14 protein-coding genes are annotated in these 15,987 nt (G+C 38.2%); 3 read left to right on the top strand and 11 right to left on the bottom strand.

All coding sequences use genetic code 11. The features are described from left to right. Positions 1 to 183 precede the first annotated feature (183 nt). Together M5U24_RS02425 and M5U24_RS02420 are read right to left on the bottom strand one after the other, a co-directional pair. Positions 184 to 681: an AmiS/UreI family transporter gene (locus M5U24_RS02425; protein WP_099323764.1), complete on the bottom strand. Its 498-nt coding sequence runs from the start codon at positions 679 to 681 to the stop codon at positions 184 to 186. A 75-nt stretch (positions 682 to 756) separates the two neighbouring features. Beyond that, entirely contained in the window at positions 757 to 2,106 is a 1,350-nt protein-coding gene (locus M5U24_RS02420; RefSeq protein ID WP_099323765.1) for a DEAD/DEAH box helicase, read from the bottom strand. Positions 2,107 to 3,177: 1,071 nt separating this feature from the next. Here M5U24_RS02420 and M5U24_RS02415 point away from each other — a divergent pair. Continuing rightward, positions 3,178 to 4,656, top strand: a complete 1,479-nt coding sequence (locus tag M5U24_RS02415; protein ID WP_157820308.1) for a B12-binding domain-containing radical SAM protein — start codon at positions 3,178 to 3,180, stop codon at positions 4,654 to 4,656. A 223-nt stretch (positions 4,657 to 4,879) separates the two neighbouring features. Here the strand turns inward: M5U24_RS02415 and M5U24_RS02410 are convergent, their stop codons facing one another. After that, positions 4,880 to 5,263, bottom strand: a complete 384-nt coding sequence (locus M5U24_RS02410; protein ID WP_099323766.1) for a VOC family protein — start codon at positions 5,261 to 5,263, stop codon at positions 4,880 to 4,882. Between the two features lie 198 nt (positions 5,264 to 5,461). On the opposite strand from M5U24_RS02410, the gene M5U24_RS02405 reads away from it, so the two are divergent. After that, positions 5,462 to 6,013 carry an RNase H family protein gene (locus M5U24_RS02405; protein ID WP_099323767.1) on the top strand — a complete coding sequence of 184 codons (552 nt, stop codon included), beginning with the start codon at positions 5,462 to 5,464 and terminating at the stop codon, positions 6,011 to 6,013. Between the two features lie 83 nt (positions 6,014 to 6,096). On the opposite strand, the gene M5U24_RS02400 is transcribed toward M5U24_RS02405, so the two are convergent. After that, a complete protein-coding gene (locus M5U24_RS02400; RefSeq protein ID WP_099323768.1) occupies positions 6,097 to 6,885 on the bottom strand; it encodes a ParA family protein in 789 nt (262 codons plus the stop codon). A 384-nt stretch (positions 6,886 to 7,269) separates the two neighbouring features. Between M5U24_RS02400 and M5U24_RS02395 the strand changes: the two genes are divergently transcribed. Beyond that, positions 7,270 to 9,027, top strand: a complete 1,758-nt coding sequence (locus tag M5U24_RS02395) for a DUF1858 domain-containing protein (protein WP_099323769.1) — start codon at positions 7,270 to 7,272, stop codon at positions 9,025 to 9,027. A 21-nt stretch (positions 9,028 to 9,048) separates the two neighbouring features. Here the strand turns inward: M5U24_RS02395 and pgsA are convergent, their stop codons facing one another. The 7 genes from pgsA to M5U24_RS02360 form a co-directional block, all read right to left on the bottom strand. Beyond that, positions 9,049 to 9,615 (bottom strand): CDP-diacylglycerol--glycerol-3-phosphate 3-phosphatidyltransferase, encoded by a 567-nt coding sequence (pgsA, locus tag M5U24_RS02390; protein ID WP_099323770.1) that lies wholly within the window; start codon positions 9,613 to 9,615, stop codon positions 9,049 to 9,051. A gap of 159 nt (positions 9,616 to 9,774) precedes the next feature. Further along, the gene (gene rimO / locus M5U24_RS02385) at positions 9,775 to 11,082 is read right to left on the bottom strand and encodes a 30S ribosomal protein S12 methylthiotransferase RimO (protein ID WP_157820309.1); all 1,308 of its coding nucleotides are present in this window, start codon (positions 11,080 to 11,082) and stop codon (positions 9,775 to 9,777) included. Then, positions 11,075 to 13,336, bottom strand: a complete 2,262-nt coding sequence (locus M5U24_RS02380) for a DNA translocase FtsK (RefSeq protein ID WP_099323772.1) — start codon at positions 13,334 to 13,336, stop codon at positions 11,075 to 11,077. Before M5U24_RS02380 ends, rimO begins: the two co-directional genes overlap by 8 nt. 157 nt (positions 13,337 to 13,493) lie before the next feature. After that, complete coding sequence (gene dut / locus M5U24_RS02375; RefSeq protein ID WP_099323773.1) at positions 13,494 to 13,943, bottom strand: dUTP diphosphatase; 450 nt, start codon at positions 13,941 to 13,943, stop codon at positions 13,494 to 13,496. Positions 13,944 to 13,948: 5 nt separating this feature from the next. Then, positions 13,949 to 14,491 (bottom strand): flavoprotein, encoded by a 543-nt coding sequence (locus M5U24_RS02370; RefSeq protein WP_099323774.1) that lies wholly within the window; start codon positions 14,489 to 14,491, stop codon positions 13,949 to 13,951. A gap of 2 nt (positions 14,492 to 14,493) precedes the next feature. Beyond that, positions 14,494 to 15,039, bottom strand: a complete 546-nt coding sequence (gene gmk, locus M5U24_RS02365) for a guanylate kinase (RefSeq protein WP_099323775.1) — start codon at positions 15,037 to 15,039, stop codon at positions 14,494 to 14,496. 63 nt (positions 15,040 to 15,102) lie between these two features. Then, a complete protein-coding gene (locus tag M5U24_RS02360; protein WP_099323776.1) occupies positions 15,103 to 15,987 on the bottom strand; it encodes a YicC/YloC family endoribonuclease in 885 nt (294 codons plus the stop codon).

Here is a 15,987-nt window from a genome sequence, read left to right as displayed (position 1 = left end):
TGTCCCCTTGGATTTTTCAAATAACTAAGGTGCTATGAATTATTTGATCAAAAACAACCCCCTTTTTTCCCCTTTATTAAGGGGGACTTTTGCGGCCGTTTGCTTAACTTAATGACATTGGGTTACAACCCTGAACCCGCCTGAAGTGCAAAGAAATTACTGACAAGGTACTATATTATTGCATTATTGCCAGGGCCAGACTTCGACTAAGATTGTATATCCGGCAATACCAGTTACTATGGCATTAACAATTGTCCAGTAACCGGTAATTTTTTCAATAGCCTTTCCGAGTCCAAGCAGCAGAAAAAACATAAACCACAAACTCGCCCACATTAACCACAATATAAGTAATCCTATATCAGGCATTGCAGTAAATGACGTCGGAACGGCGACTACAGACACTAATAAGCAATACCATCCTAATCCCTTGCCCTCATGGTTCCCCAGAGCGTTGATGCCTACCCATAAATAGGTAAATCCAAACAACAGGGACTGCATGGCATAAAAATAGGTTATTATTTCTCCACCGTGAACGAAAACAGTCCGCATAGCTCCGGCCACAATAAGAGCACCGGCAAACAGGTTCATTGGAAATACATGCTTTGCGCTTAACTTTCCCAAAACCATCAAGCCATTCATAAACAGAACAAAGCCAACATACACCAGTGCAACGCCTAACATTCCCACAGCAACCGCTCCTATTTTTAAATCAGTTTCTTAAACCATTTACATTCAGAAAAACCACACACGGCGCACTTATTTATGTTTTAATGGACGTGGCGCAGTCTTTATATTTGCGGATAAGGGACGAGTAGTTTTGGTCTTTATAAAGGAATATTGTTTTTTCATTGTGGAAGTGCTCATATCCTTTTTTAAATCAGTCTTTCCCCTAGTATCACTTTTTTGGTGCCAATCCATTTTATTGCGTACAATTTTTTTCTGTGTTGGTGCAGCATGTGTTCCGGTGTTTTTTAATGCAGGCATAGAATAGTCGAAATCTTCCAGGGTATATCGTTCGATACGTGAGCCAAGGATGTTTTCAATACCGCGTACCATTGCTTTATCATCTTCTGTTACCAGGGTAAAAGCATCTCCGGTACGCGCCGCACGACCTGTTCTGCCAATACGATGGACATATGCCTCCGGGGTATCAGGAATATCATAGTTAATAACATGTGAAATTTGTGAAATGTCTATGCCGCGTGCTGCAATATCTGTCGCCACAAGGATCTGGTAGGCGCCATTTCTAAACCCACCTAAAGCCGCCTGTCGTTGTGGTTGTGACAAATTCCCCTGAAACGACGTCGCCTTGTACCCAGCCCTTATTAACCGGTCGCCCAGGCTCTTTGCCCGGTACTTGGTACGGGTAAAAATCAGCACAGACTGGGTGTCTGTATGTTGCAATATCTTCAGAAGAAGGGGTATTTTAAGATGTTGTTTCACCGGATATAAGGCGTGTTTAACCGTGGATGCCGGAGCGGTTTTCCCTAATTGAACAGTCACCGGTTTTGTTAGCGCTTCCTGCGCCAACTTTCGGATCTCATCTGGCATGGTCGCGGAAAAAAGCAATGTTTGCCGTTTATGCGACAGACACTTTATTATCTTTCTGATATCCGGAAGAAATCCCATGTCGAACATATGATCCGCTTCATCGAGCACCAACACCTCTACCCTTGAAAGTTCGATGGTCCTTTGTTTCATATGGTCCAAAAGCCTTCCAGGGCAGGCAACAACAATCTCTACGCCGCTTCTGAGTCTATTGATCTGCTGGGTAATGCTAACGCCCCCGTAAATGCTAATGCTTCTTAATGATGTTTTTGACCCGAGGGTTTTGAAATCCTGAAGAACCTGTTCAGCCAGTTCACGGGTTGGGACGATAACAAGAGCACGTATTTTGCCGCGTTCTCCCTGCATCAATCTGTGTAGTATCGGCAACACAAATGCGGCTGTCTTGCCGGTGCCTGTCTGCGCCAGGCCCATTACATCTGTCCCCTCCAAAATCAGCGGAATTGCCTGTAATTGAATCGGCGTTGGGGTGACATACCCGACCGATTTTATACCTGCAACAATGTTAGAATTAAAATTAAACGTTTGAAAATTTTTCATAAACCCCTTCTTTCATAAAATATTGTAGGAATAAACTATTCCTATTGTACTATTGTCAGGCCAGCAACATGCTTCCCGTCGCTGTAAAAACGTGACATCTGTATATATAATTACCCGTCATTTCCCCTCTTGCACAAGGAAGGAACTACGGGGATGTTTAAAATATAACCCCTCCGATTCCCTGATAACTTTCAAAGAAAACCAAATACATCAAAAACAACACAACGTCGGGATCGTGATTGGCTGCGTTATAATTCCTTTTAGAATTATTTGATAAAACTATGTTTTTTTGGTATATGGCGGAAGAACAACTCATACAATAGGCTAGTAACGGATATGATAATGTTCTTTCTTCTCTGAAAAAAAATACCTCTGAAAAACAGAGTATTGGGAATCAGGTAACGATTTTTTTCATCAAAAGAGAAGGTTGTGAACAATTTGTGGACGATGTTTCGCAGAAAATCATATTACAACATGCTTTCTTTTATTATTTTCGTATATTTAGCAAATTAAACAGTGCCCAAATTCATCATCAATCACATAATAATATCGTATAATAATAAATTTACCAGTTAAATGATAAAAATATTCCTTACTCTGCATTTTCCCTTTTCTTTAAACATCCCTAAATTGTCATCTTCGGAACCAAACAAGCAGGAGATAAATAAATACTAAACACGAAATCCGAAACGAATCCTAAATTCACCCCGCTATATAACATTCAATAGTGCATTTACTATTGTTAGATAATTCAGATAATTGTGTATCAGACGGTGTAAAATTTTCAAATGTTCAAATGTTCAAAACCCGTTTTTTTTTCATTGGGATTTTGCATTTTAAAATTTGTTTCGGATTTCGTGCTTCGTATTTCTTTATCTCCTGATTGCCTGGCCCTTGATTTGTTCAGATTAAATGTGGGCGAACTATGATCAATTTTCAAACAGCCAAATTGTTATAATTTTGATAATATTGCCGAAAAAATTAAAAATGCTTGCAATCGTCTTCCATTTTAGTTTAACATGTGTTCTACATGGAAAGTGTGGTTTCCTATCACTTATTAAATAAAACATATTGAATATATTATTAATATACCCTGAATTCCCGGATACATTCTGGAGTTTTAAACACGCCCTTAAATTCATACGCAAAAAGGCATCCTTTCCCCCGCTAGGACTCCTGACAGTTGCTGCAATGCTGCCGTCGGAGTGGTCAAAGCGACTTATAGACGTCAATGTAACAAAACTCACGGATGACGATCTGTTATGGGCAGATTATGCGTTTATCAGCGGCATGGTTGTCCAAAGAACGTCGGCAAAACATATCATTGGCCGTTGCAGTAAAGCCGGTGTTAAGGTGGTTGCCGGAGGCCCTTTATTCACGAGCGAACATGAACAGTTTGAGAATGTCGATCATTTCGTACTCAACGAAGCGGAGCTAACCCTGTCACCCTTTTTGGAAGACCTGAATAATAATTGCGCTAAACGTGTATACATCTCATCTAATTTTGCCGACATTCAAAAAACACCAACCCCTCTGTGGGAGTTAGCCGATCTGAATCAATACGCCTCAATGAGCATACAGTACTCTCGAGGTTGTCCATACCACTGCGAGTTTTGCAACGTGACTTCATTATTTGGACGACGTACACGCACCAAAACTGTTGAACAGATTATTGCCGAGTTGGATAGTTTCTATAACAGGGGTTGGCGTGGGCCTGTATTCTTCGTAGATGACAATCTCCTAGGTAATAAAAAAACCCTCAAAAACGAACTACTGCCAGCCCTGATCAAATGGCAAGGCGAACATGTGCCGATAACGTTTAACACCGAAATTTCCATTAACATTGCCGATGATGAATCCCTGATGCAAATGATGTCCGAGGCGGGCTTTATTACGGTTTTTATCGGGATCGAAACGCCGGATACGGATAGCCTGGCAGAATGTAACAAAAAACAGAATAAAAACCGTAACCTCCTCGAAGACGTACGGCGTATTCAGCGGGCCGGACTGCAGGTACAAGCGGGTTTTATCGTTGGTTTTGACAGCGACACACCATCCATCTTTCAGCGACAAATTGATTTTATACAAAATAGCGGGATTGTGTCTGCGATGATTGGCCTGCTTCAGGCCCCGACAGGAACGCGGCTATACGAACGCCTAATGCAGGAGGGGCGCTTGCTTGGACAGATGTCTGGAGACAATGTAGACGGCACCACTAACATTATCCCTAAAATGGATATTGATACATTCCGGGAAGGATATAAAAAAATATTGAAACACATTTATACTCCCAAAAACCACTATCAGCGCATAAAGACCCTCTTTCGGGAATATAAAACGCCAAAGATTAAAGCGCAAATTACCTTTAATGATATACTGGCGTTATTCCGCGCCATCTACTACCTTGGCATCCTTGGCAATGAACGCTTTCACTTTTGGAAGCTCTTGTTATGGACATCCTTTCACCATCGGGAATTATTACCACTTTCCATTACCCTTGCAGTTTACGGCTACCATTTCCGCAAGGTCAGCAAATTACACGTCCTGTAAATCAAAAAAGTCCAGAGGGAATTGGACTCGTCCTTTAGAAGGCCTTTGTCAATCTGAAATTGCATTGTATAAATTGAAACACAGAATACCGACAGGGGGATTGAATCTTTATTGCTGTAAAATTACCCGGAAAAGATTCTTCAGGTGTATCTCAGTGTTTTAAGGTATGAATATGAAAAATGCAGTGGCAAAATAAAAAGGGGCTTCGTCAATAAGGCATTCCTCATTGGGATTTTTGTTTTATTTCAATCAGGTTGCCGGAAAAATCCTTGAGGAAATATACTGTCTTATCTTTATGTTTTCCCTCAATAAGTTCCGCACCAAATCGCCGCGCCTTTTCTGCAATATCCGAAAAGCTTTCAATCATCATCCCGAAATGCGTAAAATTTGGATATGCATGCTTAAAATCAGAGATAAATACCTCAATCTTTATCCCGGGCTTTTCAAAAACCAACACTTTGATCTCTCGGGAAAGAGAGAATAATTGCTTTGAAAGTTCCGGCGGTAAAAGTATTTCTCTTGTTTTTTCAAGACCTAAAAAGTCCCGATAAAATTTCAGGGCGTGATCTTCACTCTTATTTGTGATGCCAATGTGATTTAATTCCATGCCGTATTTTAACGTTTAATTGTCCCTTGTCAATGGGCAGGTTTCATCGCATTGCTAAACGTACAGTGCACACCCATGTTTGGAGCGTTAGAACCCACATTTTAACACACTTTGCGGCTCTATACCTAATTACTCAATAAGCGGACTGTATACTTTTTTCAAATTTTTTTATAAAGAAGGTGATATTTTCGATTCTCCATGGATAAATCTCATTTAACGATTTTTATTGATTCCAGCTACAACCCAAAGAGAAAGCTTGGCGTAGGTGGATTTTTGTGTATTCCGCATAACCCCGGTGAAACACCTGCAAACAAAGACATGTTCGAGGCATGGTATTTTCCGGATGCAGTGAAAACAAGGATTGTGGAGAATACAACGAATACGCGGCTGGAACTTCAGACACTTCTTTGGGCACTTGAATCCCTCACATTAGAAAACGGGAACAAGGCCTCTGAAAAGAGGGATTTCATAACAATTTATACAGACTGCCGTACCGCAGTTGATTTGCCTGGACGAAGGAGGAGGCTTGAGGACGTTTATTATCTCAGTAAAAGAAAGGGCTCTGTTTTGCGGAATGCGGATATCTATAAAAGCATTTTTGCGCTCTATGATGAGTTTTTGCCAAAGCTCGTCTGGATTAAAGGACATACCCCTAAAAAAGACCGTGTTGGCGTACATCAAATATTTTCGGAAGTAGATAGATTAGTCAGGAACCATTTGAGAGCTTACATCGCTCGTACATGCCCATGATTCTTGGAAGATCCTGTAGTTAGCAATCTATGGAGACATTCATTTATTCTGTATGTTTATTTGTACAATAAATAGAGTATAAATTATTCTTCTGGCATATCTTTTTCCCTGGTAGTTTCTAATCCTACTACTTCTTTTGCTAACGCTATATAGTCTTTTGCTCCGGAACTTTCAGGTGCATACATAGTAATAGGTTTTGAGGAAATTGGACATTCTGCCAAACGTACGTTTTCACGAATTATTGTATTAAAAACCTTTTCATGAAAACGCTCTTTCACTTGTTTATACACCTCATTGCTTAGATTTGTCCTGCTATCAAATCTGCACGCAATAATACCGGTGACTTCCAGTTTATGATTCAGCCGTTCCTTTATTATCTGAACGGTATTTACAAGTGTTACCAGCCCATTCAACGCCAGCACTTTTGTTTCAAGAGGAATAAAGACTTCTTTTACAAAAGTAAGTGCATTTATCGTTATCAAGCCCAATGAAGGCGGACAATCCAACAAAATATAATCATAATTATTTGCAACAGGAGCGATTCTTTTGCGTAAGATAAGATCGCGTTCTTTTTCATTTGCCAAAATTCTTTCCACACCTGCCAACGCAACGTTTGAGGGTGCGAGGGTGAGATTATGAACACAAGTATCTTTCAGAATCTCTTCAAAATAAACCTCTTGCAAAAAGACATTGTACATCGATTTTTCTAAGGAATGTATATCGAGCCCAAACCATGAACTCATGTTGCCCTGAGGGTCCAAATCAACCAATAAAACCTTCTTTCCCATTTCAGAAAGACAGGCACCAAGATTTACCGTTGTCGTTGTTTTAGCAACACCACCCTTTTGATTTGTCAGCGCAATACTACGCATATTGTTATTTATTCAATTGAGAAAAAATGAAAAATATTAAAATAAATGTAACATTTAAATAGTTTTATGAGTGATCTTTATCGATTCGGATAAAAATAGCACAATGTGTGAATATAACCAAAATAAAAAGGTTTCTCTACACTAATTTTATTGAACCTTCCGCAATTTTTTATGGGTATTCAAAATTGCATTATATTTATTAGTTAGTCATTGACACTGCTTTTTTAGCCTGATATAGTATTTTTATTTAACTATTCTTGGTTAGATTTTTATATTTTGTATATTTGGTCACAGTAGAGTATCACTTTATCATAAATCATAATAATCACTGTTAAAAACAGTCATTCTATGAAATTACCTTAAAAATTTTTAGGATTATTTTTTATGGACAGGATTCGGGAAAATAGTACGGTAAAGGAAATTGCAGAAAAATTTCCGGTCACCCGAAAGATATTTGATACCTATGGGATAATGTGTGGAGGTGATTCGCTTCCGGACAAACCTATTTCTTTTTTCGCCAGGATGCACAACATTAATCCGTCTACACTAATAGAGGACTTACAAAACCTTATTGACGGCAAAGAAGTTGAAAATGATGAAGTGTCTTTAATCAAACCTCAAACAGAGCATATCTATGAATTTTTTATAAAAACATCAATCATCATCGTACTTTCCACCGGTTGTCTGTATGGAGCTGTAATGTTGGCATACATGGCATATAAGAGATCGTTCCTTTCCGTTCCTTGGGTGTTACTGGAGACACACGGCGATACACAAGTTTATGGATGGGTGGGATTATTCATAATGGGCCTTTCATTTTTTGCTTTGCCAAAGTTTTGGAATACGATTTTGTATAGCACGCAACTGGCATACAAATCTTTTTTTCTAATGGTAATAGGAATTTTATTATCTTTTGTTTTCAAAACGATTTCTTATTATTCCGGGGGACTTTTTTTAAAAATTCCGGTATTTGTGGGATTGTCATTGCAAACGGCTTCTATTGCTATTTTTATGTATGTTTTATGCAGAACATATTTTTCTTCAGAAAAACGTGACTATGAAGTTTATGAAGGTTTCATACTATCGAGTTTTCTATGGTTTCTTTTACAAGCATTTGTTTTTACTGCCTTACATTTCCATTACTGCATAGTAGGTAACACAGAGATACCAGCATATTTTAAAGATCCTATCAGGCATATTCAAATTGTCGGTTTTTCTTGTTTGGTAATAATTGGTATTTTCACTAAAACGTTACCCATATTTCTCGGCATACAAATCCCCAACAGAAAAAATAGCGCATATGTGCTGTATCTGCTAAACCTCTCAATAGCGTTAAGGGTATTCTCCGAATTTTACAAAGGCTATACACAAAATCTTCACGGATTTTTTATCGCAATATCTTTTATTTCAGGACTTTTAGAAGCCCTCGGAATTTTTCTATTTATTTATAATTTAAACTTATTCGATAAAAAGAAGCTTGTTCAAAACAAGGTTAAACTCCCCACTGGTTTCAGAAAATACATTCGGGCTGCCTTATTCTGGTTGTTTGTCTCTGAAAGTGCCTTTTTAACTTTTACCCTATATGAGACATTTGCAGGAGAAAAGGTTTCTCATGCTTTATTTGGAGCATATAGGCACGCAATTTTTGTAGGATTTATCAGTATGATGATTATCGGATGCGCCTCTAAAATGATCCCGCTAAGTAAAGGAGTAAAACTGTACAGCCCTAAATTACTGAATGTAACGTTTTTCCTCATCATATTAGGTTGCGTATTCAGGGTTGTCACCCAACCTGTTTCATTTCACCTCAATCCGCAATTTTATTTTTTGCTGGGACTCAGTGGATTTATAGAATATGCCGCTATCTTCCTTTTTAGTATTAATATATGGAAAACGCTGAAATCTACCCAGGAAGAAATTGCCGAACAAATAAATTCGGCAACTGCATCTACAAATGTTTATCAATTGATCAGACAATATCCGCAAACATTAGACATTTTAATAGGATATGGTTTTAAACAGCTAAAGAATCCTGTGTTAAGAAATACCCTGGCAAGAACAATAAGCCTGGGACAAGCCGTTCAAATTGTATCGGTGAATCTAGAGGATTTGTTAAGGGATTTGAATGCTTCAATGAAGTGAGTGTTGTCTCAAGCCAATAGTTTATCTTTCTAACAACACCGGGCTGGCCTTTACCATATATTTTATACCGGAGACCACAGTAATAATCACCGTCAACCATAACAGAACAATGATTATGTTCTTTATACTTCCCACATGTTTTAAATAAGCGGAAAAAAGCAACATCAAACTGATAGTCAACGCCTGAACAAACATTTTCGCTTTCCCCCATAATGTAGCACCGAATTCAATGCCTCTTGCTTCAGAATAACTTCTTATACTGCTGACAAAAAATTCTCTGGCAACAATCACTAATACCATCCATGGCGGGACATTTTCATAGCCATGTTTTATTAGTAAAATGAAACCCCCACAAACAATAATTTTGTCCACAAAAGGATCGGCAATACGTCCAAAATCAGTCAAAAGACCTTTCTTCCTTGCTACATAACCATCTAACCAATCTGTTAATGACGCTGCTAAAAATGAGAGCAAGGAGAGCGCATAATAATGATAGGACAAGAAAATAAAGAATATAATAGCCAACAAGAGCCTGAATAATGTCAGGCTATTCGGAAGGTTAAATATGGTAGATTTTTGGAAATCCATAATCAACAACTCGCACCCAAATTACACAAGTATGTAGGAATGCCCACATACCCTACAAATCTTCTGCAGGCATAGACAAACAAAGTTTGTCCATACGACGCATGCAACCAGATCAAATAGTAATAAAAATCGTTTGTACAAACAGGTGATAGAAAATAATCAAGCCACCAAATCATAACCGTTTACATTACTGATAACTAATTCTCTTATCTCACCCACTTTTATTTGCTTGTCATTTATAAATACTTTTCCATCTACTTCAGGTGCATCCCCGGACGTCCGCCCTATTAACATTCCGGAAACAACCTCTTTTTCATCAACAATTACAGAGGCCTTCTTCCCGATAAGATTTTTGTTATTTTCCCAAACAATCTCACGTTGTGCCAGCATTATTTCATTTAACCGTTCTTGCTTCACTTTTTTACCTACTTGTTTCTTAAACTTTGCCGCAGGCGTATTTTCTTCTTTAGAATATGCAAAAACCCCAAGCCTTTCAAATTTGGTTTTTTTAATAAATTCTAAAAGTTCCTGATATTGTTCATCAGTTTCTCCGGGAAATCCAACAATTACCGAAGTCCTTAGAACTATGGAACGTATTGATCTTCTTAAATTATTGATTAGGGTCTCAATACTTTTACGGGTAGTGTTTCTGCCCATTTTCCCCAGTATAGTATCATTAATGTGCTGAATAGGCAAATCGATATATTTACAAATGGTTTCGTGTTCGTTAATGGTATTAATTAATTCAGGATAAAAATGTCCAGGGTGCGTATATAACAATCGTATCCATTGAATACCTTCAATCGCTGCAATTTTTTCAAGTAATACATGCAACATCTGTTTCCCATATATATCTAAACCATATGAAGTCGTATCCTGCGAGATAATATTAATTTCTTTCACCCCTTCAGAAGCCATTTGTCTTGATTCTTCCAGGATATTTTCAATAGATCTGCTCATAAAATTACCACGTATTCCGGGAATAGCGCAGTAAGTGCATCTATTGTCACAACCATCTGAAATTCTCAAATACGAATAATGTTTCGGGGTGAGTCTGATTCGATTCCTCCAGTCATCCCCTTGATAAATAGTACTGTTATCCATCTGACGCTTACCTGTTAAATGAGTTATTTTCTCAAAATCTTTTAACCCGACAACATCATCTATCTCCGGAATTTCACTTTTCAATTCAGCAGAATAACGCTGCGCCAGACAACCGGTAACAATCAGTTTTTTGCACTGCGCATTTTCTTTGAGTTTTGCCATCTTAAAAATCATATCAATTGATTCTTTTTTTGAATCATCGATAAAACCACAGGTATTTACAACAAGCACTTCAGCGTCTTCCGGATATTGGCAGATAGTACTGCCGTTCGCTGCAATTCGCCCGAGCATTTCTTCTGCATCCACTAAATTTTTAGTGCATCCCAAATTAATTAATGCTACCGTTTTTGATTTGCTAATCATCTTTATATTCTTCTCTGTCCGCAGAAGATGTTTGTAAATCCCATTCATCTAAAGTTAAATAAACCTCCCGAGCCTGACTGCCTTTATATTCCCCAACAATCCCCGCCTCCGCCATAAGCTCTATTAGTCTCGCAGCGCGGGAATACCCGATTTCCAATCTCCTTTGTAATAGAGAAACAGAACCTCTTTGAGTTTCCAATACGATTCTTACTGCCGCATCAAACAGTGGTTCGTTCTTATCATTATCAGAGATATCTTTCCATTTCTTCAATTCTTTGTTATATTTTGGTTCTGCATGCTTTCTAAGATAATCAACAACATCTTTAACCTCCTCTTCGCTTACATAAGCTCCCTGAACACGGACTAATTTGGAAGTCCCAGGCGGCGAAAAAAGCATGTCCCCGCTTCCCAATAATTTTTCAGCCCCATTTTGATCAAGTATTGTCCTGGAATCAACCTTTGATGATACATAGAATGATATCCTTGAGGGCATATTTGATTTTATTAATCCGGTAATTACATCAACAGACGGTCTTTGTGTGGCAAGTATAAGATGTATCCCAACAGCACGTGATTTTTGTGAAAGACGGATCACCGAAGATTCCACTTCTTTTGATGCAACCATCATTAAATCCGCCAGTTCGTCCACGACAATAACAATGTGTGGAAGGTGTAAAGGGATATCATCTAATTTAACGTCCTCTTCAGCATTTAGTCGTTTTTTTATCTCAGATACGGATAATTTGTTATACCCACTGATGTTTTTAACACCTACGCTGGCAAGTAACGCGTATCGTTCTTCCATCTTATTCACCGCCCACTCAAGTACCGCAGCCGCCTTTTTCATATCTGTCACAACAGGGCTTATCAGGTGAGGTATTTCAGCGAACAATGAAAATTCAACCATTTTTGGATCTACCAACAGTAGCTGAACTTCATTTGGGAATCGGGTATACAAAATACTTAATATAATGGAATTCAGGCATATGGATTTACCAGACCCGGTCGTACCGGCAATTAACAGATGCGGCATGGATGCCAAATCGGAGATAAGAGGTCTTCCGGCCACATCTTTCCCTATTAAAAGCGGAATGGCCATCTTTTTTTTCGCTTCATCAGCGACTTCCAGCAATTCCCTAAAAGTCACCTTCCTTCTATGTGCATTCGGGACTTCAATACCGATAGAAGACCTTCCTTCCAATGGCGCCACAATCCTTACACTTAGCGCTTTCAATGCAATTGCAAGGTCGTCAGAAAGCGCTATTACCTTTCCAACTTTCGTACCTGGGGCTAATTCTATTTCGTACATTGTAACAACAGGACCTGTTTGTAAATCAACGATTTCAGAGTTTACATTGAATTGTGCAAGTGTGTCTCTTAATACATGCGCCCCCTGTGTAATATGATCTAAATCATCCTTGTGATGTCTTGCCGAAGGTTTTTCCAACAACTCAACTGACGGTAACTTATAACTATTCTCTCCATTGGCCTTAGTGAACGAAGGGGAAATATCAGTCTCGCCGCTTTCTTTGTATTTTTTCTCACCAAGGGATTCATTTATATCTTTCTTTATTTGCGGTTCATACCCTATTTCACTTTCTTTTCGTTTCGATATTTCTCCAACATTCAGAAGCTTATTCTCCATCTTTTTTGGTGGCGATATCATTGCAGAAGTATTATTTTTCTCTTTTTTCAAAGGAGCTTTTCTTACCTCTTCCGGCTCTGGTTTTGTTTTAGGGGAACGTATAAATAAAGAAAATGGCGTTCGATTTGCCAAAAGCATTATTGAAATCAACATACCGGATACTAAAATGATGGCAGTGCCGGTAATATTAAAGTATGTACATAGCCTCGAGGTAATTACCAGACCAAATATGCCTCCCAAATTCATTGATAAAAGAGATTGTTTAAAAGTGCATACTGCAAGCGTTAAGAGTGGTGACAAGGTGAAAATTAAAAGAAAGGCTCCCAACAACTTTACACAGAAGTCTTTTATCGTTCCACCGAAAAAAAACCGCAAACTAAACCATCCAAGAATAATTACTATTACATATGAAGCCTTGCCTAAGGTTTCCATGGCATATCCGGAAATTTGTGCGCCGGCTATACCACAAATATTAGCTATCGGGATGTTAGGCGGATAGTCTGCAAATGGCGGGTCATTATGAGAATAACTAATAAAACTTAATAAGATGAATAACTTCGAGGCTAAAAAAGAAATCGCAATGACGCGACGTAAGCAAATAGAAAGCATTTTATTACCATGATTATTGTTTTTTAGTACCTGATAATTTCGGAAATTCTTTTAATTCTAAAAACGTAATAAATCGTTTGTTATTCCTATCGGGGAGAGCGTACTCCGATTCCTCATGGTATTTCTCTTCAGTTGATACGGAAATTATTGAAAATAACTAATGCCCTGTGTGACCAAAACCCCCTTCTCCACGGTTTGATTCTTCCAACTGGTCTACTTCTATCAATTCTGCCCTCACTACTGGTTGAATTACCATTTGAGCAATTCTTAAACCACGTTTCACAACAAACGGTTCTTTTCCGAAATTACATAATATGATTCCGATTTCACCGCGGTAATCACTATCTATTGTGCCTGGAGTGTTTAAAAGTGTTAGACCATGCTTCAATGCCAAACCGCTTCTTGGTCTTAACTGTGCCTCATATCCAAAGGGCAATTCAATATATAGACCCGTAGGTACGAGTTTAATTTCACTGTGTTTCAATGTTAAATCGCTTTCAACGGCGGCATAAAGATCCATACCACTTGCCGCATCACTCATGTATTGCGGCAATGGCAAGTCCTCCGTTCCCTGTTTTCTCTTTAATTTTACTCTGACCGTTTTCACAGCATTTATTTGTTTTTAAGTGTTTCTAATATTACAGAAACTATCATTTCGTTTGAAGCGAGTCTTCCCTTTCCCATCTTCCCTGTACACAAACGACCTTCTTCCGGTTCAATAATTATATAACCATGCTCTTTTAACTTTTTAATATTTTGCTGCACTATTGGGTTTAAATACATGCTATCATTCATTGCCGGAGCGATAATTACAGGGGTTTTCGCGGCCATAACCGTACAGGTTAATGCATCATCAGCAATTCCGGCAGCCACTTTTCCAATAAAATTTGCCGTAGCAGGAGCTACTACAATTAAATCTGCTCTCTCCGCCAGAGACACATGACTAGGATTATAATTTTCATTTTCGACAAACAAATCTGTAATGACATTTTTTTGGGAAATGGAACGAAACGTTACCGGATGTACAAAACGCTGCGCATTATACGTCATTACCACAAACACGGTGCTGCCTCTTTTGACCAAGCCCGATACAATTTCAACCGCCTTATAAGCAGCAATGCTTCCTGTCACCCCAACAACTATACAATTATGCATAATTACGCTATATACAAAATGTTACGAATTGCATTGACGGTTGCGTCCAAATCATCATTTACAACGCAATAGTCATATTTATCTTTGTATTCCAGTTCTTTTTCCGCCATTTTAAGGCGATTCACCAGGTCTTGTGCCTTATCGGTATTTCTGTTAATCAGGCGTTGGCTCAAGGTTACATTATTCGGCGGCAATAAGAAAATTAAAATGGCCTCAGGAAATTTTTCTTTTATTTGCAAAGCCCCCTGCACATCGATTTCCAGAAGATAAAAAATGTCCTTTTTGGTTGCCTCCTGCAGTGGTTTTAGAGGTGTGCCGTAATTGTAGCCGCAATATTCTGCGTATTCGGCAAATTCACCATTTTTAATCATTTCCATAAACTTCTCTTTAGAAACAAAATGATATGATTCGCCGTCTTTCTCGTTGTTTCTGGGTGAGCGTGTCGTTACCGAAATTGATTCTTCGACATGCGCCTGTTGCTTCAATATTTTGCAAACCGTTGTTTTGCCAGACCCTGAAGGCCCTGAAATAATTACAATTTTCCCCATTAAAATATGCTTATGCCGGCAAACAGATTAAAATATTTATTGTTTCTCATTATAACAATTCCCTTATTCAATATTAAATGCCTGCTCACGGATTTTCTCAATTTCCATTTTAATATCAATAAGGTCTTTCAACAATACTGTATCGTTAGCTTTAGAACACATCGTATTTGTCTCACGAAACATTTCCTGAATAATAAAATCAAGTTTCCTACCAATAGATTCATTAGAATCTAATGTCTCCTGCAACTGATGTATATGACTTTTAAGTCTGTTTATTTCTTCTGCAATATCGCTTCTCTCTGCAAATATGGCGACTTCACGACATAAATTACTATCTGTAAGTTCAACGTTGGTTTCAGAAAGCAGGAATGCTACCCTGCTGTGCAGCCGTTTTGCATATTCCTGAATTATTAATGGTAATCGTTCCTCAAATTTATCCATCATTGACACGATAAAATCTTTTCTCTGTAATATATCTTTTTTTATATGACTCCCTTCGGTTATGCGCATTTCTGATAATTTTTCCAGAGCCTCGTTAATAAGAGTATGACAAATACTCAATAACGATTCAGCGTCATTCGCATCATCCTTGTTTTTTTGTAAAACTCCAGGCAATTGTACTAACGAATTGATTGAAATTTCATCAGTACATTTGATTTTTCCTTTAAGCTCGTTTATTAAACGATAATACTCCTCTATCTTCTCCGTATTTAATGTAAAATCATTCTCTTGCCGAAACGATTTATAGTTCAGCGATAAAACAACAGAACCCCGAACAATTTTTTTCCTTATAGCCCGATCAAACTCACTTTCAAAAGACTGAAATTGTTCCGGCAAACGTGTATTTATTTTTAAGAATTTATTGTTCTCAGAGCGGATTTCCACACGCATCGAACCCCTATCATCATTGTATTCAGCAATTCCAAATCCGGTCATACTCTTAAGCAT

Source organism: Candidatus Kuenenia sp. (assembly GCF_027493735.1).
In the GTDB taxonomy this organism is placed as follows: domain Bacteria; phylum Planctomycetota; class Brocadiia; order Brocadiales; family Brocadiaceae; genus Kuenenia; species Kuenenia stuttgartiensis_A.
This window is presented reverse-complemented; position numbering and strand designations above follow the sequence as displayed.